At 37.1% G+C, this 24,211-nt stretch carries 20 protein-coding genes; 15 read left to right on the plus strand and 5 right to left on the minus strand.

Translation table 11 applies throughout. The features are described 5' to 3' along the window. Nucleotides 1-264: 264 nt before the first annotated feature. The 3 genes from BM289_RS03050 to BM289_RS03060 all read left to right on the plus strand — a co-directional run bounded on the left by BM289_RS03050 (nt 265) and on the right by BM289_RS03060 (nt 2,656). Complete coding sequence (locus tag BM289_RS03050; RefSeq protein WP_091490743.1) at nt 265-552, plus strand: hypothetical protein; 288 nt, start codon at nt 265-267, stop codon at nt 550-552. 215 nt (nt 553-767) lie between these two features. After that, nucleotides 768-2,300 carry a MauE/DoxX family redox-associated membrane protein gene (locus tag BM289_RS03055; RefSeq protein WP_091490744.1) on the plus strand — a complete coding sequence of 511 codons (1,533 nt, stop codon included), beginning with the start codon at nt 768-770 and terminating at the stop codon, nt 2,298-2,300. An 89-nt stretch (nt 2,301-2,389) separates the two neighbouring features. Beyond that, on the plus strand, nt 2,390-2,656 hold the full coding sequence (locus BM289_RS03060) for a DUF6520 family protein (RefSeq protein WP_091490756.1): 267 nt from the start codon (nt 2,390-2,392) through the stop codon (nt 2,654-2,656). 57 nt (nt 2,657-2,713) lie between these two features. Here the strand turns inward: BM289_RS03060 and BM289_RS03065 are convergent, their stop codons facing one another. Genes BM289_RS03065 through BM289_RS03075 form a run of 3 tightly spaced genes read right to left on the minus strand, consistent with a single transcriptional unit; the run spans nt 2,714 to nt 9,708 of the window. Then, nucleotides 2,714-5,371 (minus strand): S9 family peptidase, encoded by a 2,658-nt coding sequence (locus tag BM289_RS03065; protein ID WP_091490758.1) that lies wholly within the window; start codon nt 5,369-5,371, stop codon nt 2,714-2,716. Between the two features lie 9 nt (nt 5,372-5,380). Then, nucleotides 5,381-6,772, minus strand: coding sequence for a RagB/SusD family nutrient uptake outer membrane protein (locus BM289_RS03070; RefSeq protein ID WP_091490759.1), 1,392 nt, complete (start codon nt 6,770-6,772; stop codon nt 5,381-5,383). 11 nt (nt 6,773-6,783) lie between these two features. After that, nucleotides 6,784-9,708 carry a SusC/RagA family TonB-linked outer membrane protein gene (locus BM289_RS03075; RefSeq protein WP_244165311.1) on the minus strand — a complete coding sequence of 975 codons (2,925 nt, stop codon included), beginning with the start codon at nt 9,706-9,708 and terminating at the stop codon, nt 6,784-6,786. A gap of 602 nt (nt 9,709-10,310) precedes the next feature. Here BM289_RS03075 and BM289_RS03080 point away from each other — a divergent pair. The 3 genes from BM289_RS03080 to BM289_RS03090 all read left to right on the plus strand — a co-directional run bounded on the left by BM289_RS03080 (nt 10,311) and on the right by BM289_RS03090 (nt 13,659). Next, nucleotides 10,311-10,532, plus strand: coding sequence for a helix-turn-helix domain-containing protein (locus tag BM289_RS03080; protein ID WP_091490762.1), 222 nt, complete (start codon nt 10,311-10,313; stop codon nt 10,530-10,532). 257 nt (nt 10,533-10,789) lie between these two features. After that, complete coding sequence (locus BM289_RS03085) at nt 10,790-12,646, plus strand: AAA family ATPase (RefSeq protein WP_091490764.1); 1,857 nt, start codon at nt 10,790-10,792, stop codon at nt 12,644-12,646. A 2-nt stretch (nt 12,647-12,648) separates the two neighbouring features. Continuing rightward, a complete protein-coding gene (locus BM289_RS03090) occupies nt 12,649-13,659 on the plus strand; it encodes a hypothetical protein (RefSeq protein ID WP_091490765.1) in 1,011 nt (336 codons plus the stop codon). 267 nt (nt 13,660-13,926) lie between these two features. Here the strand turns inward: BM289_RS03090 and BM289_RS03095 are convergent, their stop codons facing one another. Next, nucleotides 13,927-14,103: a histone H1 gene (locus tag BM289_RS03095; protein ID WP_091490767.1), complete on the minus strand. Its 177-nt coding sequence runs from the start codon at nt 14,101-14,103 to the stop codon at nt 13,927-13,929. Nucleotides 14,104-14,173: 70 nt separating this feature from the next. Further along, complete coding sequence (locus BM289_RS03100) at nt 14,174-15,868, minus strand: helix-turn-helix domain-containing protein (protein ID WP_091490768.1); 1,695 nt, start codon at nt 15,866-15,868, stop codon at nt 14,174-14,176. A 335-nt stretch (nt 15,869-16,203) separates the two neighbouring features. Here BM289_RS03100 and BM289_RS03105 point away from each other — a divergent pair, with 335 nt between their 5' ends. From BM289_RS03105 to BM289_RS03145, 9 genes are all read left to right on the plus strand, one after another. Further along, nucleotides 16,204-16,887: a hypothetical protein gene (locus BM289_RS03105; RefSeq protein ID WP_091490770.1), complete on the plus strand. Its 684-nt coding sequence runs from the start codon at nt 16,204-16,206 to the stop codon at nt 16,885-16,887. Nucleotides 16,888-17,188: 301 nt separating this feature from the next. Further along, a complete protein-coding gene (locus BM289_RS03110) occupies nt 17,189-18,076 on the plus strand; it encodes a helix-turn-helix domain-containing protein (protein WP_091490771.1) in 888 nt (295 codons plus the stop codon). Between the two features lie 78 nt (nt 18,077-18,154). Beyond that, a complete protein-coding gene (locus BM289_RS03115; protein ID WP_143102030.1) occupies nt 18,155-19,291 on the plus strand; it encodes a hypothetical protein in 1,137 nt (378 codons plus the stop codon). Nucleotides 19,292-19,361: 70 nt separating this feature from the next. Further along, on the plus strand, nt 19,362-19,556 hold the full coding sequence (locus tag BM289_RS25825; protein WP_091490775.1) for a YqaE/Pmp3 family membrane protein: 195 nt from the start codon (nt 19,362-19,364) through the stop codon (nt 19,554-19,556). Between the two features lie 248 nt (nt 19,557-19,804). After that, nucleotides 19,805-20,266 carry a hypothetical protein gene (locus BM289_RS03125; protein ID WP_143102031.1) on the plus strand — a complete coding sequence of 154 codons (462 nt, stop codon included), beginning with the start codon at nt 19,805-19,807 and terminating at the stop codon, nt 20,264-20,266. A 126-nt stretch (nt 20,267-20,392) separates the two neighbouring features. Then, on the plus strand, nt 20,393-20,731 hold the full coding sequence (locus BM289_RS03130; RefSeq protein WP_091490778.1) for a DUF4134 domain-containing protein: 339 nt from the start codon (nt 20,393-20,395) through the stop codon (nt 20,729-20,731). Between the two features lie 13 nt (nt 20,732-20,744). Further along, nucleotides 20,745-21,059, plus strand: a complete 315-nt coding sequence (locus tag BM289_RS03135) for a DUF4133 domain-containing protein (protein WP_091491525.1) — start codon at nt 20,745-20,747, stop codon at nt 21,057-21,059. A 23-nt stretch (nt 21,060-21,082) separates the two neighbouring features. Continuing rightward, nucleotides 21,083-21,700, plus strand: a complete 618-nt coding sequence (locus tag BM289_RS03140) for a DNA cytosine methyltransferase (RefSeq protein ID WP_208610226.1) — start codon at nt 21,083-21,085, stop codon at nt 21,698-21,700. Between the two features lie 34 nt (nt 21,701-21,734). Next, a complete protein-coding gene (locus tag BM289_RS03145) occupies nt 21,735-24,203 on the plus strand; it encodes a TraG family conjugative transposon ATPase (RefSeq protein WP_091490780.1) in 2,469 nt (822 codons plus the stop codon). Nucleotides 24,204-24,211 lie beyond the last annotated feature (8 nt).

Consider the following 24,211-nt stretch of genomic DNA (forward strand, 5'->3'; position numbering starts at 1 on the left):
AGTTTCACTGCCCACGAGTTCCGAGTAAAGGGGCAGCAAGATTCGGTTGTTTAACAAACGGACATCTTGCCGATTGCAGGAAAGTGGCAATCTTTCCAGATTTTTAAGATATCCATCCCCTTAGCTTACTCAATTTTAATTTATCCAGCTAAATTAATTAAGCGCTTTGGATTAAGCCTGTCATGGTTATATTATGTCCATGAGAATCAGCAATATGCTCATTACCTTTACCACAGTTGAATATTAATTTAAAATGCTGCAATTATGATTACAAAAAGTGATGTTGCCAAGGTATTTGATACGGTTTTAAGTATCCCCGGCATGAGTGAGACGGTGAAGATTGATTTGAAAATTTCACGAAAAAATGTACTGTTGCTTAGTTATTTTATCGAACAGGGACTGCTGTTGGAAAAAGACGATTCAAATCTTATGGGAATTGTTTCAGAAGAAAGTTTAACCGATTTGAAAAACATCTCGGAGGAATGTCTTCAGAAAGCCAGTCTGGTGGAGCTGAATCATAAACTTCAGACTTTAAGCCTGGCTTTTAAGTAATAATCCGTCGTTTTAAAATGCATTAAAGTGTCCATAAAGTATTAATATTTCTATGGACACTTTTTTATTACATTCCGAAATAAAACTAGCTTGATTTTCAGAACTTTTGGCTTGATTTTAATAACAGTTTTATAAAATCATGCTTCTAAATTTGTATATCATTTTTTCTTTTCCATCTTGTCAAAACCGAAAAAGAAAATGCAAATTTTCAAGTTATGAAATTACAAGTCAGTTTAAAGAATACTTTCGTAGAAACAACATCGCTGCTTTTTGTATTATTATTTACGTATGCAGCGATTACCAAGCTTCTCGATTTCGAAAATTTTCAGGTTCAGCTTGGCCAGTCCCCGTTATTAAGTTCCTATGCCATTTGGATATCTTATATGGTTATCGCTATTGAATTATTAATTTCATTAATGCTGATGATTCCTAAATTCAGAACCGCTGGATTATATGCTTCGTTAAGCCTGATGTCAATGTTCTCATCTTATATCTTTATAATGCTCCACTTCAGTTCTTTTGTGCCCTGCTCCTGCGGGGGAATATTAGAAAAAATGAGCTGGAATGTACACCTCATTTTCAATCTGTTTTTTGTTGGACTTGCCCTGGCCTCTTTACTAATGCTTCCATCTTCCAAAACAACAAACGGCAATCAGACCAACAGAAAAAAGCGATGGTTTTACATTTCATCAAATATAATATTCAGCATAATAATAGTTATTGTTTTATTTCTGTCGTCAGAAAAAATCATGCATTACAAAAATCCATTTATAAGACGATTTCCTAAACATCCCATAGTACAGGACACTATCATCGATCTTAAATATAATTCCTATTACTTTGCAGGATCAGACAGGGAGAAAATATATCTGGGCAATTACAGCAATCCTCTTCATATCACTGCTATCGGGAAAAAAACTAAAGAAAGAGAATCTATAAAGATAATATTTGATTCAAAGAAAATTCTTTTTTCTTCGGTAAAAATCAGAATCAGGGACTCGTCTTTTTATTTAATGGACGGTACCGTACCGGCAGTTTTTACAGGTTCCAAATCTGACTGGAAAGCAAATAGACAATTAACAGGCATGCCCTACTTTACGCTGGCAGAACCAATAAATCCAACAAAAATTATTCTTAGATCAAGCAACGGCAGAAATGCTGAACATTCGATAGGAATTTTTGACGAAACGAGAAGCTCTAAAATAAAATACAACAGCCGCCTATTGCAAAAGCAGATTGACGGCATTTTTGACACCGACGGCACGCTGCTGTTCGATGAAAAAGCAAACAGAACTGTTTACACCTACTATTATCGCAATCAATACATTGTAATTGACAGCAATGGAAATCTGGAATATTCAGCAAACACAATTGACACAACTACAAAGGCGAAAATAAAGGTAGCCCATCTCAAAAACAATACACAAAGAAAGCTATCTGCACCGGCGCTTACAGTGAATGCCTACACGGCTGTGTGCGAAAATCTATTGTTTGTCAACTCAAAAGTTTCCGGGCGTTTTGAAAGCGACAAGCTATGGGAACAGTCCTTTATAATTGATGTCTACGACCTGAACACCAAATCCTATCTTATGAGCTTTTCAATATATAAAATCGATAATAAAAAAATGAGTTCGTTCTTTGTAACGTCAGATTACCTATATGCAATCATGGGCACCAATCTGGGAATTTACAGACTCCGCGATCTTTTAAAGAACGAAATTAACTCTGTCAAATCAAAAGAAAAATGACATCAAAAATATATCGGCCGGTATCAGGAATGGAGACTGAAAACCTGTAGAAAAAAGTAGGTCCAATAATTAATTAAATATTTTCAGTTATGAAAACTAATTTTAAAAAAATGATTCCTATGGCAGTAGCTGTACTGGGAATCTCAGGAGCGTTTGTGACGACCTCTATGCAGAAAGCATCAAGCACCCTTACACCAAGATTAGGTTATGTACTTGATGAAAATGACGACTGTAATATTGCAGTCCAGTGTGATACAAATCCAAATGAAATTTGCCAGCACACTGACGGTCAACGAGCTTTTGGTAAAGATGACCAAGGTAATTGTAATGTTACATTGTTCAAACCATCTAATTAATGTTTAATTTATTAAAAAGAGCAATGCAGTTCTTCTCGGAACTGCATTGTTTTTTGATTATTCAGTTCCTTTTTTTATCCAGTCCGCCGAAAAATCATCTTTTAAATAATAATTAAACCACTGCATTATCCTTCTGCTTAAATCCATCTGGTTTTGCTTATTAAAAAGGACATGGTCTTCTTCAGGGTACTGCAGCATTATCGTTTTCTTGCCCAATCTTCTCAGGGCTAGATAATATTCCATACTCTGTCTCATATCAACCTGCCGGTCCTCTTTTCCTGCCCATAAAAGCAGCGGCGTTTTCACTTTATCCGCATTATACACAGCTGAATTAAGCTGATAAAGCTTCGGAGCTTCCACGAGTGTTTTTCCCAACATCCAAATGTCTTTTTCAAATCTCCACATATCGGGCTTTCCTGACGATCGGCTGACCGATAGAGACATGGTGCCTAAATCAGAAATTCCGTTGCCGGAAACCGCCGCGGCAAAAAGATCGGTTTGGGTAATCAGGTATGAAGATTCGTAGCCTCCGAATGAATGGCCGATCAGCCCAATCCTTTTAGGATCGATAACATTCATCTCAATGACTTTTCCAATTGCTGCCTTAATACAATCTGTTATGGCTGCGCCAGGTTTTCCATGCTCCGCAATAACATCCGGAAGAAATACGAAATAACCTTCCAAAGATGCAGCCGTATGGTTAAAGCCAGTGCTGTTTAACAGTGACGGATTAACGTATTTATGTATCCTGCCGTGCAGCTCTTCATATACGTGGACAATCATAGGATATTTTTTATCTGCATTGTAATGAGCAGGGAAAATCAGCACGCCTCTAAGTTCTCTGCCATTTGTGTTTTTATAATATATCATTTGGGAATGCCCCCAAAGGAAACCTGATTGTTGGGGATTGCTCTGAAAAATAAGACTTTCACTGCCTTCTTTTGAACGTAAAACAATCCGTGGCGCAACATTATAATCCTGTTCCGTAAAGATCAACTTTTGATTTTCTGGATTATAATAAAGCTGATCGTTAAATCTATTTTTATAAATTACCTTTTCTTCTCCCGATCTGGGATTCCATTTAAACCAGCCGGTCATTCCGTCATAACCTTCTGCCCTTAGCAGCAGCTCTTTTTCAATATCATAGTTATAGGTAACAGGAACGTTATCAGCATAACGCAGCAAAGGAAAATTTAATAATTCAGGAATGCTAAATTTGATTTTTTTCTCCCTGCCATTTGTAAGTCTTCTATAGGAAGATCCGTCACATCTCACTGCCCAAATGTCAAACTCATCATAAATTAAAATTTCTTTATCCTGAAGACTCCATCCGGCTATGCGATAGACGCTTTCAGGCACTAATTGCTCTACTTTGCCACTGAAGCTTGAATTGATATTCTTAGTAATATCGGTATGAGTATCTGCTTTGATATTATAGATCCACCAGTTCTTGCCTTTGAAATAGGCGACGTATTTTCCCGATGGAGAAACCACTGTTGTTCCCAGTTCGGCCGACTGTTTTTCTACGCATATTTTTTTCTCTCCTGAATGAGTATCGATTAAAAACAAATCAATGGGGCTGTCCATTTCCCACTGCGGTTCATATGCCTTCGGATCGTACAGCAGTGCATACTTCTGGTCTCCGTTTAAAATAAGTTTTGGAAGTTCAGAGGTTGATAAAGGAAAGGCTTTATTGGAAAAAGGATTCCATACCGCTGTTTTTGCCGAAGCCTTAAACTCTCCCATTACTTTTTTCTCAAGATAGACCAGTTTATCATTGCCATTCCATATTTCAACATCTGAACTCGAAGGTGTGTTTTCACTATCGACTGATTTATAATTGAAAAAGACCCTGCTGCCATCATCTGCAATTGAAAGATTTCTCACCTGTTCATCAGTAATAAAAGCTTCCTGATCAAAATCAAGCCTGTCAGAGGTAATGGTATAGAGTTTATTCAGATCCGCAAGACCATAATGCAGCGAGCACTTTAATTCTCCTTTAGGCCTGCTCTTAAAAGCGAAAGCCTTACTATTTTTACTCCATGCAAAATTAGTGAATGAGGATGTGCTTTCATATACGTTCTTCTTTTTATAATTCCTCTTTAAATCCATCAGCATTAAAATCTTTCTATCACCGTCAGCTTCAGTATAAATCATTTTACTTTCATCAGGACTTACTGAAAAGCTTATTACATTCGAAATACTGTCTACTAGTCTGCCTTCAAGATTTCGAATCAGTAAGGTCTGTTTTTTTTCTGTTTCAGATTTCAGCACTAATATTAGATCTGATGACTTCAGATACCCAAACTGTTTTACTGATCGTATGATTTCACTTTTACCTTTGGCCAGATCAAGCAGATGCAGGTTTCCGTCCGTTAAGCAGATAAAACCTCCTGTAGTAAATGCAGATTTTTTTGCTCCTGTAAAACTATAGATTTTATTATCTCCAATGCCTCTGACAAAAAGTGTATCAGAAGCGTTTTCATAAATCATTTTATAACTTATCCAGCGTTCGTCAGGTGAAATCTTTTCAAGAAGCAGACGCCCCCATTTATCATAATCTTTAGGAAGCAGGTTCTCTTTCTGCCCTTCCTGTCCCCATAAGGGACAGGCTACTAATGGCAAAATAAATAAAAAAAATAAAAATCCAGCAACTGTCAGAGTCTGCTGTAAAAAAGTGCAAAAAAAGTTTTTATAATTATAATAGGCTATCATAAATTTGGTTTAATATCCTGGATTCTGCGGTCTCAGGTTTGGATTTGCACTCAGTTCATTCTGTGGTATTGGAAGCAGGCTGTCGGTAGTATTCCATCCCTGCTTAACTGCTGCAAGAACGGCATCAATTTTATTATACCGTTTCAAGTCAAAGAATCGATGCCCCTGTTCTGTGAAAAGCTCATATTTCCTTTCTTCAAGCACCGCCTGAAGAATTTCATTCTGAGTTAAGGCTGCTGTATCGCCAAGTCCCGCACGATGTCTTATCTTATTGAGATCCTCCTTAGCGCCTATTAAGTCACCTTGATGCGCTCTGGCTTCAGCTCTTATCAGGTACTGCTCTGCCGTTCTAAAGACAATAGAGTATTCTTTGGAAGTTCCCGTAAAGTCCTGCTGTTTATATTTATAAGGATGATAATAAGGAGTATTCCCATTCATAACGGTTTTAATCCAGCTGTTTTTTCTAAGATCTCCGGAAGTGAAAGAATTAAATAAGTCTGGGTTTAGAGAGGTAAGCACTGGGGGAGCAGAAAGAAATATAAAGGTTGCGCCTTCCTGCGCATTCTGTCCCGCAACAGCTGATTTTAGCTGCCAGATGGTTTCTTTGGAGCCGATTAAAAAAACCTGATTCAGATCAGAGTTCAATATATAGGTGCTGCTTTGGTTTAAAACGGCCGAAGATTCGTTTGCAGCTTCTGCATATAACCCTCTGTGCAAATAGACTCTTGCCAGCAGTGCCTTAACTGTATATTTATTGGGACGGATTCTTTCCGTGCTGCTGTAGGCCGCAGGAAGCAGATCAGCTGCATTTTGTAGATCATCAGTTATATTTTTGTAAACATCATCCAAGGGCTGGCGCGTCACATAGGCGTTGGCAGTATAATCCGTAGTTTTGATATAGGGTATGTCACCAAATAAATTTACCAGATAAAAATGAACCAAAGCTCTTATAAATAAAGATTCTCCCCGCAGTTTTGCCTTATTCTCTGCCGAAAAAACGGTACTCTCCGCCACACCTTCCAAAACTGCATTTGCCGCATAAATCTGATTATAGGAATTATTCCAGTAATCGGCCACATTTGAATTAGACGGCAGAAGTGCATTATTAAAAAAGCTGACCGTAGTGCTGGTCGGCGACCCGAAGGCAATAAGTTCGTCTGTATAATTTCCAAGCTGATTTGATATACCTGTATTGGCTCCGGTTAATATTCCCGTATCTCTAAGCTTTGCATAAATATCAGAAAGTGCAGCATCTGCTGTCGCATTGTCTTTAAAAACCCCTTCGCTGGTAAGCTGCGATTCTGGAAGATCCACTTCTACAAATGAATCACATGATACCTCAGCAAAAGCGAGCATTACAATAAAAAAAACTCTGAAGGATATAAAAAATTGTGTTTTCATGATTTTCGGATTTAAAATGTCAGCTGTATGCCGGCAGTCATTATTTTTAAGGGCGGCAGATATCCCATAGTGGTAAATTCAGGATCGCCATCCCTGTATTTTGTGAAAGTAAGCAGGTTCTGCCCCTGAAGCATAAGTCTGCATTGCGTCTCTTTCAATTTCAGGGGAAGATCATAGGTAAGCGCAATATTTTTAAGACGGATATATGATGCGTCCTCATTGCTGGCTGTGCTCCTGCTGTAGAAATAATTCGCGTTTACCGCAGCGCTGTTCGTGCCTGAGGTGTAAAGCTGATAGACTGCCTGATCGTTAAGCCCCTGCCAGCTGTCGGACATTCTTACAGGCTGGTTGAGCATCTGCCCTGCAAGACCATTTAAATAGGATCTGTTCTGCTGATTGACAAACTGGAATAGAAAATCCAGTTTCCAATTCCTGAAACTGATCTGATTCTGAAGTCCTCCGTAATATTTTGGGTTCAGGTCCGCGGCTATCTGCTGGTCATCGGGGAAAGATATCTTCCCGTCACCATTAAGATCTTCAAACTGATAAACGCCGGTCTGCGGATCAACTCCTTTATACTGATATAGCAGCCTAATATTTAGAGGCTCTCCAATTCTGTACTGCTGGCTGTAGGAGGAGCTTTCCAGCCCTGGAAATCGCACCAGCCTGTTTCTTGCAAATGTCAAATTAAAGCTGGTTGTCCAGTTAAAACTGCCTGCATTTACGTTTACGGTTCTCAGTGTGAGTTCCAGTCCTTTATTTTCTACCACTGCATCCAAATTGCCCTGCAGGATTGTAAAACCTGTTGTGCCTGCAATCGGCATCCCGGTCAGCTGATTTGAAGAACGGTTCTGATACCATGAGGCAGTTGTGAAAATTCGATCCTGAAGAAAGCCAAGTTCAAGAGCTGCTTCAAATTTTTTATTTATTTCCCACCCAAAATCTTTATTAAAAAGTCTGGAAGGCTGCAGGCCTGCTGTTCCGTTGTAGGATGTCTGCGAAACAGTGTACGTATCCAAATACTGGTAATCCCCTATCTGGTCATTTCCAGTTGATCCGTAACTTGTTCTGAGTTTTCCAAAACTCAGCCAAGAACTCTCTTTCAGGAAATTCTCTTTTGAGAAGAGCCATGCTGCTCCTGCGGCACCAAAAAGAGCAAATTGATTCCCCGGACCAAAACGGCTTGAACCATCTCTTCTGGCCGTTAGATTCAGTATATACTTTTGCTGCCAGTTGTAATTGATTCTCCCAAAAAATGCCTGATAGCGGTACTGTGTATCATCATCAAGCAGTATGGTAACGTAAGACGCGGCTGCCAGATTATAGATAAGACTGTTAGAGGCAAATCCGTTACCGGTCTGGTACAGACTGGCCGAATTCTGACTCTGAAAAGTCGCTCCCAATAATACATCCAAACTGCCCTGTGCAATATCTTTTGAATAATTTAGCTGCGGTTCTGCAATCCATGAAGATCGGGAAGTGTTATTCATATAAATGCTTGATCTGGCACTTGTAATATTATTTGCAGGATTATAAATCGTGGAAGGCGAAATTCTGGTTTCTGCTGTAGAAAGGTTTGTAAAACCAAAACTGCTTTTTATAAAAAAATTGGAAAATATCTCGTATGAAAGCACCGTATTGGCAACTAAATCATTTGTTTTTGATTTAAAAACCGCATTAAGATTCCTCAGAGGATTATTCCACGTTTTATTCTCCCAGTTCAGACTTCCATCAGCATTATAAAGAGCAGGCGCATTTGGAGCCAGATTCCGGGCATCGCTTGTAAAATCAAATGCAGGCAGTTTGTTATCCTGAACATTATATCCGGCAGAAAAACTCAGACGAAACCTGCCGTTATCTGACTGATGGTTTAAATTAAACTGGCTTCCTCCTTTCTTGTAAAGTGCATCTCCCACAAATACTGTCGATTCAGTATAGTAGTTCCCTGACAAGAGAAACTGTGTTTTCTCCGAGCCTCCTGAAACTGATCCGCTTATATTACTGATTAGTGCAGTGCCTCCAAGAAGTTCTTTCTGCCACTCTGTGGAACGGTTCTGGTCCCAGGTTCCATTGACATCATAATCACGAGTCTGGTAAGAAACTTTGTCATTTTCAAAAGCCTTTCTTCGCATTGCAAGATACTGCTCGGTATTCATCAGATCCATGAATCTGGTTACTTTTCCAGTTCCTGTTGATGCCTGCACTGTAAATACTGTTTTGCCTGCAGTCCCTTTTTTAGTGGTGATAAGCACCACTCCATTAGCACCTCTGGATCCGTAAATAGCAGTGGCATCCGCATCTTTCAAAACCTCAATGCTCTGTATATTTTCCGGGTTGATGCTGTTTAAAGGGCTTGTAACAGTCGGATATGGAGTTGCAGTCTGATTATATCCTATAGGGGTTGAAGCATAAGGAACACCGTCAATAATATATAAAGGCGCATTGGCATCAGAGCGGAGACTGTTCTGGCCTCTGATTTTAATATCAAAACCTCCGCCCGGAACACCTGTAGTCTGCGTCACGCTGACACCTGCCATTCGTCCCTGCATTGTGGCAAGCACATTAGTCACCGGCTGTGTTTCAATATCTTTAGAAGTAATTCGCGCAATGCTTCCGGTGCGCTCGCTTTCTTTCACGGAATAATAACCTGCATTTACTTTTACTTCCTGCAATGTAGTAGTATCGTACTGCAGCGCAATATCTATTCTGCTTCTGTCCTGCACCGGGATAAAAGCCTTTTTGAACCCGATGAAAGAAACCACAAGGGTATCGCCCGAATCTGCAGTTATCGCATACTGCCCGCTGTAATCTGAAATGGCAGATGATCCTGCCCTGCTTTTAACTGCGATGGAGACTCCTGGAAGCGGTGAATTTCCATCTGTAACGGTTCCTTGGATTGTAATTTCCTGAAAGGGAAACTTAGATATCCGGCTCAAACTTCCGGCAAATGAAGATGAAAATGACAGCAGTATGCATGAAAAAATTATGCAATAAAGTGCCTTCCCATCCTTGTAAAATGAAGAATAATTCATAATATTGGGATTGGTTAGTTAAATATGGATTTGATTAGCTAAGGTCCTCTGCTCTAGTTTGGTCGCTGCAGCTGAGGGCCATTTTTTATGCATCAAGTAAACGACTTAATGATCATAAGTAGGATGAATTATTTATTTCACTTGCACAAATGTTTAAACGTTCGACTTCATAATGCGAAAACTAAAAGCAAAAACATAAGGATATCGCTAAGAATAACTGGAGAGTTTTGAGCATAAAAAAGGCGTGGGACTCAGCTTATTGACTTGAGGTACTGGAAATACCGAGGAACAATAAGTGAGCCCACGCCAAAGGCGTGAGCATCTTACTTATCCTCTCGTTCCTTCTAAATTTCCAGTTTTCAAGTCGAGATTCTAAGCGAATGCTTCAAATATTTTTATGTGAAGAATCGCAAATATATAAATTCAAAAACAAATATAATAAAAAAAACTAACAACTACACATATATGTGTATGATTAATATTTTTTTATACTGCAATTTTAACATGTGGAAGAAAAAGAAATAAATAAAGTACAAATTAACCTCGGAGCTACTATAAGGAAAATTAGAGAAGAAAAGGATCAATATTCTCAATCTAAATTAGCTGTAGAAATTGGTATGTCAGTAAATCAGGTCGCCAGAATAGAAAGAGGAGAAACTAATCCAACAGTGAAAACACTAAGTTTAATTGCAAAAGCTTTAAAGGTTAATATAAAAGATTTTTTTTAAGAATAAATAAATAGATGCTTAGGCATCTTTTTTATTTAAATTAAAAAAAAGGGTAATTATACCTAATTAAATTTGCTTGAGATAGTCTAATTTTCAAAATTTAAATAGTATTCAGGAAAACCGTAAAGAAAACCATAAATGGTTTCAAATTTATTAACTTTAAATGTCACAAATAAATTAAATATGTCTGTCTAAATACTTTCTATTTAGTATTATGCGCTTAGACAGATACAAAAGATAGGCCAAAAATATAGAATATGATAACAAAATGGACAATCAAAAATTTTAAATCCGTTTCAAAAAAAACTGAACTTAAATTCGAACCACTTACAATTTTTGCAGGTGCAAATAGTTCAGGAAAGAGTACAATTATCCAAAGTTTACTTTTGACTGCTCAGACAATACAAAACTCTGTCACCTCAAGATCCGTAATTTTAAATGGACATATATCAAAATTTGGAAATTTTAATGATATTCTTTCACATAATGAAAAAGATAAAAAAGATATAGAAATAGGTTTTTCCTTAATTCCTAAAAATAGCCATTTAAATGAGTCCTCATACAGGAGATATATGCTTCCTTATGATGAAGAAGTCAATAAACTTGACTTACAATTCAGTTTTTCCGCAAACAGTAATCAAGTGGAGCAACTTAATCCAATTTTAAACAGCGTCAATATTTCTAGTGAATTAAATGATAAGGTTAAACAAAAAATTAATATTAAAAGATCTAGCAAAACGTTTGAGGAGCGACAATCAGAATTTAAAATTAATACATTATCAAATATTGACAAACAATCGATGGAATTTGAAGTTGATATTTCTCCAAAATCAAGAACAGCTAGCCGCTACTATAGAGTACCGATGGATGTGAAATTTATCGGCGTCAATTTGTTGCATTTTCTTCCTTACAGCATTATTGGTGTATATAATGAGCTTGATACAGAAATCGCATACATTTTAAAAACACTTGAAGGTAAAATTCCATACATAGATTTTGATCATATTGAGCATGTTGATATAATTTTAAATAAAGAATTTCAAGCACTAATCTTAAATATATTTATAGATTTAGTTGAAAACACAAAAATTGTCGATGAAGCACAAAACGAGCGAATAGTAGAAAGTTTTAGGGCTTCTGTAAAAACTTTAAAAACCAACTTTACGTCAAAAAATTTAAAAAAATGTTTAAGCAATAGGTATTTTCAAAGGACAATAGTTACCTCATTTGAAGAAAAGAAAATGGAAATTGAAAAAATCTTCAGTAAAATTAGATCAGATAAATACATTAAAGTAAGAACATTACCATTGCATCTACCCGAAGTTGACTATATTGAAAACTATTTTAAAAGAAATTTAAAATATTTAGGTCCTTTAAGAGATGAACCTAAGGCAATTTATCCTTTAGAAGGATACGCTGATTCAACTGATGTTGGTTTCAAAGGAGAAAATACAGCCGCCGTTCTAGAGGTTCATAAAAATACAATGATAACTTATATACCTTCATCAGAATTTGAAAAAAATACTGAAGATAAGTCAGCAAAAGAAGTCACTCTTCAAAATGCAGTTTTAGATTGGCTTATTTATTTAGGAGTTGCCACAGATTACAAAACTTCTGATAAAGGTAAATTAGGTCATGAATTAACTGTTTCAACTGACTCGTCAAACAATTTTCAAGATTTAACACATGTTGGTGTGGGAGTTAGCCAAGTATTACCAATTTTAGTTTTATCATTATTAGCTAATTCTGATTCAACATTAATTTTCGAACAACCTGAACTTCACTTACACCCTAAAGTACAAACTCGTTTAGCCGATTTCTTTATTTCGTTAAATATTCTGGATAAACAATGTATAGTAGAAACACATAGTGAATATTTAATAAATAGATTGCGTTATTTAGTAGCTACTTCCAATGGAGAATCATTGTCTAATAATTCGATATTATACTTTGTAGAAAAAGAAAATTCTCTATCAACTTACAGTGAAATAAGAATTAACAAATATGGTGTTATAAAAGACTGGCCTAAAGGATTTTTCGATGAAAGTGAAAAGCTTGCATCGAAAATGTTGGAAGCAGCAATGCTGAAAAGAAAAAAAGAACAAGAGAATTAAATATGAATTTTTTTATTGACCCATATGTTTTCTCTTTAAATAAGGAAACAATAACTAAAAAACAGCTAGAAGAATTTATTGAGAATCTCGTTGATTGGAAAAAACTTATAGATTTAAATTGGGGATGTGTTTTTAAACCTAGCGAAACCTTTGAAGTTTTATTTAAGTACAACTTGTTTCCATACATTGATAATATAAAGGAGTTAGTGGACAAATACGACATTGACTACATACAACCAGAGGAAATTGATAAAATTGTAAATTCTATCCTAAATAAACTTCCATTACTTGAGGATTATTGTAAAATATCTGATATACTTATTGATGAGGATAATCTTCTAGCCTTAAAAGATAGAAATGAAGATTTTACTCATATATTTAAGAAGTTAGCTACAATTTTAAAAATAGATTGTATAATTAATCAAAAAAATGATGCCGAAAATATTATAATTTCAAACGATATTCTAACGCCTACAATTAAGTTTGATGCACTTATTTCAATAGTAGATTCCTCATATAAAATTGATTTACCCATTACAATAAATATCGAATTTTCACACTTTACCAATTTTAACGTATTTTGCTCAAAAATTGAACCTGCAATAATTTGGAGTAATGCCCAAACTGATGACTGCATAAGAATGGCTATTTACATCAACATTTTCCAGATTGATCCTGCCTATAATTATATCTACGGTGAAAGTAAACCTAATTTTTCATTACATGACAGCTTTTTTAAATCAGTTCAAGCATTGAACTTTCAAAAAGATGAAGGAAAAATCAATTTATTGAATAGATCAATTTGCGAGGAAATTTTGAGTATTAACATGAAGGATACTCATGAATTGAGAGAAGGAAAAAGCGGAGGAAGCAATCAAATATCTCATAAAGGCTATTCGGCATGGAGAAGAGATGTTGATTATGAATATCATTTACATTATTGGAAAAAAGGTAAAGATTTAGTATTTACTGATATCGTCCCACATAACAATTTTAAAATAACTAAAATATGATATTATGGAAACAATGATAACAGCTTTTAACAGCTAAAACGAATTTGTCCTATTAGTCCAAATATTCGCATTTTTAAAAACATATAAAAAGCATAATCTTTCTTCCCAGCCCCGATTGCAGCGGAAATCCTTTTCTGCCGGAGTTCGGCACAAAAGATTGCAGCGCAAAGCGGGAGAAGCTGCCCACAACACAATAATCAAAAACAATGGGGCCAAAAAGCCCCATTATTCCACCTTTTACTCTCAGCAGGAGACCAAAAGCAATACTTATTTCTTAGACTCCTCAATAGAAACTTTTCTAAACTCTTTTAAAAGCTTTTCAATTTCCAAAGATGATTTACGGGCTCTTGCTCCCGCCGCCTTCACTCCTTTTTCGGCAAGCGAATCGGATTCCGTTTTAAAAGTATCAATCTCAGCATTAATTTTTTCTAATAAATCTTTCATGTTTTCTGTTTTTTATAATTACACGGCAAAAATAATAACTTCATCAGCAAATCCTAATTAAAGCTGCTTACTAATTTTTCTTTTTCATCTGTTCCACGAAATAGACTGCGGGCATGCCCATTTTAGCTAAAAATGCATTGGCAAAACGCTGGGTGGAGCTGAACCCGGCTTCCTGGGCTAAAGCATCATTGGAATAACTCCTGTATTTCTTTTCGTTTTCCAGAAGTGCTATTATATAGTCAATCCTAAGACCGTTTATATATTCGGAAAAACTTTTTCCTCTATACTGTTTGATGATGCCTGCCAGATAATTTGAGTTGGAGTTAAAATACGCTGCAAGGCTTCCCTGTTTCCAGTCTCTTTCTAAAAATTTATTTTCTTTTTCAAACTTTTCCAGCTGCTTTAATATCAAAGCAGCAGTACCGCTGTTAATATCTGAAGCCGGCAGCTTCTGCACATTATTCTTTGGCTTATTTTTATTCTGCTCTAACTTTGTGATATACTCTTCAAAACGCTTTTTGTAAAGCCTTCTGTTCCTGTAATAGCGGTACGTAAGCACTGTAATGATAATCAGCATAAATAAAAATACTATGACAGAAATAAGATCGTAGTTTTTTTCCCTTTCCAATTTCTCTTTTAGATCTTCGCTCTGCCGCTGGAGATTTTCTTTTTCCTGCAACAGCTCTCTGGTATCGTACTGCTTATGAATTTTACCGACTATATATCTATTGGTTTCCACCAGCAGAGTGTCTGCCTTTAAAAGCTGTTCAACATAATACAATTGTGAAGCTAAATCTTTCTTCTGCCTGTAATAGTTTATTAATAATTCAAAAGACTGCCGCAGATCAGGGCGGAGATAGTTTTTCTCCTTGAAAATTCTATCCACGATCTGAAAATACGCTGCAGCTTTCGCTTTCCTGTCAAGCGCCCAATAGCTCTTTCCGATATAAAAATTCCCAATTGACTCGTTTGCAAAATCACGATTCTCTTTAACTGCTTCCAGAGATGATTCGATATCTTTTATCGACTTTGAGTAATTTTTCAAAAAGAACTCATTAATTCCCTGTGAATGCATAAAATAAGGTATCATTTCCAGATTATCCAGCCTGCGGCATTCATTAATTCCTAGTGTATTAGTCTCAGTGCAGAGCCCAAAATTCCCATTTTTATTGTAGCAGAGCCCAAGGGTATGAAGCGAGTTTAAATACGGCCTTGTGCTGCGGTCCTTATAGTAATCGACGCACTCGCGAAGCAGTGAAATCGCCTCTTCATAAAAACCAATGTAAAGCTTGGTTAAAGCGATCTGATATTTTACTTTATGTTTTTGGTAAGCATCATCTGTTTTAGAAATATAACTGTTGGCAATAAGGTAATTATCCATCGCTTTTTCCTGATCCTTTCGGCCGTAAAATACTATTCCTTTGGAAAGATAGGCCGATCCAATCAGGGCATCATCATTAGACTTCCTGGCAGCATATATCATGCTGTCGGCATAAACAGGCCGCAATTTATCGGGAGACTCATGCAGCAGGTTGTGGTATCCGTTAACCAGTTCTTTCCAGTTTTTCTCATTTTTCGCTTTATTGATATAGGTGAACAGATAAACCGCTGCCTTGGAACTGTCTCTCCTCAATTCATAAATCCTGTCATCTAAGTACCCGTAACTTTTGTGTTTCAATGAGTCAGGAATACTAAAACGGGAGTGCTGCGTAAATGCATGATTTGAGAAAATTAAAAGTAATACAAGTAAATTCTGTTTATTCATGATACATATATTTAGGGGATAATGCGCCTGGAATAATCCCGAAGCACTTCCTCACAGCTGTCGGAATAATTTTACTTTAACTTAACCCAAAAATAACACAAACAATTGTATTACAAACACTTATTAACACAAAATGATGTGTGGATTTTCCAAAAATCCATACCATAAATACCTAAAATCCACAGATATAGGGTTGTTTTCAATATTTGAGCCTAATAGCTTTGTCGTGAATTCAAAAGCAAAAAAAGTCCAGCAGGGCGCTGGATAAAAGTTCTGCTTATCCGGATGAAAAGAACTGAGAAGCAATTCTCATTCACTTTCAAACAAACCAAATCATGAAAACTATTTTATTATGCATCACAGTTTCACTATTTGTTATTTCATGCTCTTCCGATTCTGATTTCAGTGCAGCTGAAAATGAGCTGCCGGCAGAGAAAAAGCATCAGCCGGCTGAAAACATTCATAACCCTTATGATAAAAAAGGAAAAGAAATTTACGAGAAGCTCAATGCTTTCTACGAAAAAAACAAAATTCCAAATTCTTATTCAGAACTCGCTGACCAGATCAATTTCATTAGTGAAAGACCTATAACAAAAAGCTACAAAAACAGCCGATTGATACAATTTACAGATGAAATAGTAGAGTCTATTATGGAAGATCCCGATAATAATATGATTCTCATTATCCAGGGAAGCACGATGGGGACTTATGCCAAAGCCAGCCTGATTGATTTTCTTCAAAATCTCATTATTCAAAGGCAGGAAGAGTTCACTATCACTTACAATTATATTACGGATTATGAATCTAATATTCTTACAGACAGCATTCTGGATCTGGATGAAACAGAAACTATCCTGACGGTCGCCTCTATTTCTAGATATTCTCTTTATTCGGCTGAAGAAAGAAAAGACAGGGACTGGGAAACATCTGTGGGCAGCAGGCCGGCCAAAATTCTTTTTACCGTAAAAGAATCTGCCCTGACCTCAATAATTGCGCTTCTCGGCAGCTGCATCAACTAATATCAAATTAAGATTAAAATGATCATGCCTAAAATAAAACCGCTCACCATCTTTTATATAATTCTGGTCCTATTTAATCTTGCCAGCCTGTATTTCATCATAGTGCTATTCAGCTATGATGAAATAACCGGCTTTTTACTAAGCGGAGAAAAAAAATCCATGCGGACAAGAGGTCCGGCGTATCTGTTTTACATTGCCACGCTTCTGAACCTCTATCATTTATTCTATACACTAATAAAAAAGAAATTTAGCGATAAGCCCTAAATAAAAAACTGATTTATCTCCTTAAGTTAAAAATACCATGATAAAAGATATAATAAATATTGAACTTAAAGACCAGTCAGTCGAGGGATTAGACATTCATATCATAAAAAAATATATTGTTAAAACAGCCGGAACTGAGTCATTTCTCGCCAGCAACCTATCGATACTGCTTATTAAGTCGGGCCGGTTTAAAATTAAGCTCAAAGAAATTGTGCAGGATTTAACGGCGCATGATTTATTGATTATTCCAAAAAACTCCTTCTGCACATTAATGGAAATAGAAGATAAGCTCCAGCTTTATATTATTACATTTTCCTCCGATTTTGCATTTAAAAACACCCTTCGAAAAGAACTGGTGGATTCCTTTTACTTTTTAGTCCGAAAAGAACCTTTAAGAATAAATCTTGAAGATAAGGATTATCTGGTTCTGTCCATGATCTACAAGCTGATTTACTTTGTAAATAAAGACAGTAAAAACAATGGATATATTAATGATCTGCAGCGCATCAGCTTTAATCTGTTTCTCTATGAACTCAAAATTATATATTCAAAATATACTTCAGGAACCATGCTGAATTTTTCCCGAAAAGAAAACCTCACTATACAGTTTTTAACCATTTTATCCATTCACTGCAGAAAACAGCATCAGGTAAAATTTTATGCGGGAGCCCTTTTTATCACTCCTGCTTATTTGAGTAAAATCATAAAGGATACCACAGGCAAAACAGCTAAAGATTTTATTAATGAAGCAGTCATAATCGAAGCAAAAGTTCTGCTGGAAGACCTGCAGCTGACAATTTTTGAGATAGCTGAAGAATTAGAATTCGCCAGTGTCCATAATTTCAGTGATTTCTTTAAATATCACACCTCCATCTCCCCATCTCAATACCGTTTAAACTCTATTGAAAATTTTAAAAATCTTTAATTTTCGTTTAAATGCCTGCTATTAAAATAAAGTATTATGAGTAATGTATATCCTTTAGAATGGTTAGATTCCTTGATAGTGCAGACTTTAAATCCGAAAAAAACAAATGTTTCAGCATTATCAGAAAAAGATCTTGATTTGATTTCAGAAAATGCGCAGAAAGAATCGCAGCGAATACAAGTGCTTATCAAAAATGAAATTTTCGCAATGTTCAGGAAAAGACAGATCCGGCTTCTAGTGCGCAAGTATCACTCTAATTTAATATTTCTTCTGGATACTGTAATCGAAAATCAAAATTTTAAAGAATTAAAAACAAACAGGCTTTCACAGTTAATTGAGCAGCTGATTGAAGTGCTGGATGAAATGCTTTCTTTTATAGAAAACAGGTTTACCTATTATTTAAGCATGGATGAAAGAGTACCCATAACCTACTTGATTGTTTCCAGAAAAGAATTAAAAGTCAAACTAACTAAGCTCAAAGCCTTCTCAGCGAAAAATGAAAGGGACAAAGAGATAATCCAGATCGTAATTGATGCTTTTACAGAATCTATTGAATCCAAAACCCAGAATAAAGTTACTTTCCGGCAGATACGCTATGAGCGCGACTTATTAAAAGCTCTGATTAATCAGGATTATAATCCTAAAGGCGAAACCATTTTTGGAACAGCTGACCAGATATTGATTGCTATGAATTTCAACTGCAGAAAATACATCAGCTTAATTAAAGAACAAATTTTAAAAAACATTGATAAAGAAAAAGAATCTGCTTTCAGGCTTGAACTGCTTCTTCTCTATTATAAAGATTTTAATCATCTCACTTCCAATGAGAAAATAACATTTGATCCCAGCATGGAGAATATCAAACCTGTTTTAGATAACTGGTTTAAGAATGAAATTGCCTACTGGGAGAAAAAAAAGGAATTAGGGACTTCTGTCCGGCGGGCAAAATCAAAATCAATAGAAGAAAAAGTAGAATGCGATCTCTCGGCAGATCAGCTGGGATTAATTCTCAGGGCAGCGGATGAATCAAGGCTAATTAAGGCACGTTCTATGAATCTGGTCTTCCAGTCGATTATACCCTACCTCTCTACCGCTTTTAAAAAAGATCTATCCTATCAATCGGTCAGAAGCAAATCATATAATGCGGAAGAAAAAGACAAAGAAACTGCTATAGCAGGTCTGGAAAAAATGATTAAAAAAATCCGGTCTTACTGAAAATCGAAAATATAAAATCACTTTGTAACAATCCAGCCTATTAACGACAAATAATTAAAACTCATAGAATATGACATTAATCGCAATATTTTTTCCGTGCATTTCCTTTCTTTTAAGAGGAAAGATTTTTACTGCCCTGATCTGTCTCATTCTTCAGATTACTTTGATCGGCTGGCTCCCTGCTGCAATATGGGCCGTTATTTCCCTGCAGAATTCAAGAGCAGATAAACGAAATGCCAAATTGATAAAAGCTATGAGAAAATAGACAGCTTTAAGACTTATACCATAAGGCCGGAGAATCAAATACCCCTTTCTCCGGCTTTTTTTTATTACTATTTTTTAGTGAATGCCTAATTCTGCTGATGCCGATCGGGGTACAAAAGGGTACAACAAAAAAGTTGTACTTGCAGAGACTGTATTTGTATTGTTCCTTTGGACTGTAGAATAAATCATATCCAATCTGATAATGATTTACATAGATGAGATGATGTTGAACGATAAATGATGAGAACTATGTTTACAAATGTTTCATGGAACAGCTATCTGACTGTTATGGGTACAGCGGTAATAATCTGGTATTTATTTATAGTACTGAAATTTTACAGCGGAGATTTAAAAAAAATCTTCTCAGGGGAAAAGAAACTAAAACTCCCCTCTTTCAAAAAAAATATTCAAAATACAAGGGAAGCAAAATCAATAAAAGAATCCTTCTCGGAATCATTTGACACTTTAGATGATGCAGAACAGCTTTCAAACCGTATACAGCAGGCTGCTGCAGAAAGTGCAGAAAAAGGCTTATCAAAAGAACAGCTTCAAAACTACTTAAGAATGCTTCTTGAAGAATATCCTTATGTGAAAATTTCTTCACTTAGAGAAAGCATCAATAAACTGATTGTTTCCGAATCTGAAAAATACCCTGCTCTGCATTTGACTTTAAGCGAGGCAGACAGTCTCTGGGAAGAATCGGTTTTCTAAAATCCAGCAGAGGAATCACCCCCGTTCTCTCTGGTGCGGTATGGCTTGATGTGACAATGAAATGGAGCTGTAACGGCGGTATTCCTCTGTTTTTTAATAACGGAATAACTTTTAAAATAATGTGCGATGAAAAAATGTGGATGGAAATTAAAGAGTTTTTGCAGAAAAAATAAAGTGCTCATCACTTCGTCTTTTTTACTGCTGATAGTTAACGGAATCGGTTACGCGCAGGACGGTGTAGCCGGCATTAATGAAGCGAACCAGAAAGTGAGAAGTTACTTTGATGCGGGCACTGAACTCATGTATGCAGTAGGTGCCATACTCGGCCTTATAGGCGCTGTCAAGGTATATCAGAAATGGAATGCGGGAGATCCCGATACAGGAAAAGTTGCTGCTGCCTGGTTTGGAAGCTGTGTATTTTTAGTTGTGGTGGCAACGGTAATTAAATCCTTTTTCGGCGTTTAGCCGATAAATGGTCATGAGCAGCAGTGTTTACCAGATTAACAAAGGAATCAACAAAAGCATAGAATTCAAAGGTCTTAAGGCGCAGTACATCTGGTATCTGGGCGGAGGCGCAGTTACACTTATGATTTTCTTTGCCGTGCTTTATATCATCGGCCTTCCTTCGCTGATATGTGTTGGTCTAATAGGCATCGCAGGCGGTTTTCTTGTATTCAAGATCTACAGGATGAGCAATAAGTATGGCGAGCATGGCATGATGAAAGCGCTGGCTGCAAAACAGGTTCCGAAGTGTATCAAGACGTACAGCAGGGCCGCATTTATAAAGCTATAGCCATAGAACGTTAAATATGAATTATGATGTTGAAAGTCTTGAACTTATATGCCGGAATTGGCGGCAACAGGAAAAACTGGACAGATGTATCAGTCACGGCTGTTGAGCTGGATCCACTGCTGGCTTCGATATATGCGCAGCGATTTCCAGATGACAATGTAATAGCCGGCGATGCGCACCAGTATCTTTTAGATCATTTTCGCAAATTTGATTTTATCTGGTCTTCTCCGCCCTGCCAGTCGCACTCCTCTTTCAGGCAGAATATCTGCGTGAGATTCAGAGGCACAGTCCCAGTCTACCCTGATATGCGGCTTTATCAGGAAATACTGTTTCTAAAACATAATGCCTCGTGCTGCTGGGCAGTTGAGAATGTCAAGCCGTATTATAAACCTCTGATTGAGCCGGATGCAGTACTGCACCGCCATTTATTCTGGTCAAATTTCAGAATACCTGCAATTGAGAGTCTTTCAGAGATAAAGATCAGGCATGCGCAGATTCCTGAGCTTGAAAAAGCATTAGGATTCAGCCTGAAGGAATTCAAACTAAAGAATAAAAGGCAGATTCTCCGCAACTGCGTGAATCCAAAACTTGGACTGCATATTCTGGAAACGGCAAAAAGCCGCATATTCCCGCAGCAGTAATAAGCTGTTAAACAATAAGCAAAATACGTAAAAGATGAAAAAGGAGATGGAGGAAATACTGCCCATTATGGCAGTGGAACATGATTGCATTTTATCAAAACAGGGAGATGCAACAATAGTTTTTAAAGCGGAACTGCCTGAGATTTTTACCTTATCCGATCAGGAGTATGAAGCTTTTCACCAATCATGGATTAAAGCCATTAAAGTTCTTCCAAAGTTCTGTGTTTTCCATAAACAGGACTGGTTTTTAGAAAGTGCCTATAAAGCTGATTTCACAGGAGATGACAGCAGTTTTTTAACCAGAAGCAGTGAACGTTATTTTAATGAAAGACCCTTTCTTGAGCATTCCTGCTATATAATGCTGACCAAGAAACCGCAGGGGAGAAAAAATTCCAGTTCGTTATTTTCAAGTCTTATAAGGAATACTTTAGTTCCTGAAGAGACGCTGGATCAAAAGCTCCTACAGGATTTTACTGACTGTACAGGGCAGTTTAAGAGAATTATGGAAGACGGTGGGTTTGTTAAGCTTACACGTCTGAAAAATGAAGCGCTTAAAAGCGAGAGCAGAAAAATTGGGCTAATCGAAAAGTACTGTTTCTTATCTGAAAGGGAGGATTCATTTGTTTTTAATGATATCAAATTTGATGAAGGCTTATCAGTGGGCGACAAACGCTGCCAGCTTTTTACCCTGGGAGATGCCGCTGATCTGCCAGCGTTATGCGGATCACGAATCAACTTTGACCGTTATTCGACGGATAAAACCAAGTTCAGTGTCGGCTTTGCCTCCACTCTCGGCCAGCTCTTGTCCTGCAGCCACATTTATAACCAGTATCTGTTTATTGAAGATGCGCAGAAAACAATCCAAAAGCTGGAAAGCAAAAGATTAAGGCTTCAGTCTTTGTCCGCCTACAGCAGGGAAAATATGATTGCAAGGGACGCAGCGAATGACTTTTTAAATGAAGCTGTTTCCCAGCAGAGGCTTCCCGTTAAGGCTCATTTTAATGTGTTATGCTGGAGCACCAATAAAGAAGAGCTTAAGGATATTAAAAACAAAGTATCCTCTGCCCTTGCCCAGATGGATGCGGTAGCGAAGCAGGAAACTGTCGGAGCCCCGCAGATTTACTGGGCGGGAATCCCGGGAAACGCGGCGGACTTTCCTATGAATGACACTTTTGATACGTTCACCGAGCAGGCGGTCTGTTTTCTGAATATGGAAACCGGCTACAGATCATCGCTCAGTCCCTGCGGAATAAGACTCGGCGACCGTCTGACGGGAAAACCGGTTCATGTGGATATCAGCGATGAGCCCGTCAAAATGGGAATCTGCACCAACAGAAACAAATTTATTCTGGGGCCCTCGGGAAGCGGCAAGTCCTTTTTTACCAACCATATGGTCAGAAGCTATTATGAACAGGGAACCCATATTGTACTGGTGGATGTCGGTCACAGCTATAAGGGGCTCTGCGATATGGTCAGCGGCTACTATTTCACTTATGACGAAAAGAACCCAATCCGTTTTAATCCCTTTTATATTTCAGAGGGAGACAATCTGGATACTGAGAAAAAAGAAAGCATTAAAACGCTGCTTCTTGCACTCTGGAAAAAAGATGATGAAACCTTTAACCGAAGCGAGTATGTGGCACTTTCCAACGCACTTCAGCTGTATTACGAAAAATTGGAAATTAATGCTGCTGTCTTTCCCTGCTTTAACAGTTTTTATGAATTTCTAAAAGATGATTTTGTTTCCATACTGGAAAGCGACAAGGTGAAAGAAAAAGACTTTGACGTAAACAATTTTCTTTACGTGCTGCGCCCTTATTACAAAGGCGGCGAGTTTGACTATCTGTTGAATGCAACCGAAAATCTAAACCTTTTGAAGGAGAGATTTATAGTATTTGAACTCGACAATATCAAGGACCATCCGATTCTTTTTCCAGTGGTAACCATAATCATCATGGAAGTCTTTATCAACAAGATGCGCAAGCTGAAAGGCATCCGAAAAATGATTTTAATTGAAGAAGCCTGGAAAGCTATTGCCAAGGAAGGGATGGCAGAATATTTACGGTATTTATTCAAGACCGTCCGCAAGTTCTTTGGGGAAGCCATAGTAGTGACCCAGGAGGTTGAAGATATTATTTCTTCACCTGTGGTGAAACAGGCCATCATCAACAACAGTGACTGCAAAATCCTGCTGGACCAGAGCAAGTACCAGAATAAATTTGACCAAATCCAGGAACTTCTCGGACTTACCGATAAAGAAAAAGCACTCGTGCTGTCAGTAAATAAAGCCAATGATCCCAATAGAAAATACAAAGAAGTTTTTATCTCTCTGGGAGGAATGCTTTCAAAGGTTTACAGAACAGAGGTGTCGCTGGAGGAATATCTTGCCTATACAACTGAGGAAAGCGAGAAAGTAAAAATGAACGCGTACGCCCAAAAATTCAGCGGTGACGTCAAAAAGGGAATTGCCGCTATGGCTCAGGAAATACGAAATGGAAATTAATGAAAGAG

The sequence above is a fragment of the Flavobacterium phragmitis genome (assembly GCF_900112575.1).
GTDB lineage: Bacteria > Bacteroidota > Bacteroidia > Flavobacteriales > Flavobacteriaceae > Flavobacterium > Flavobacterium phragmitis.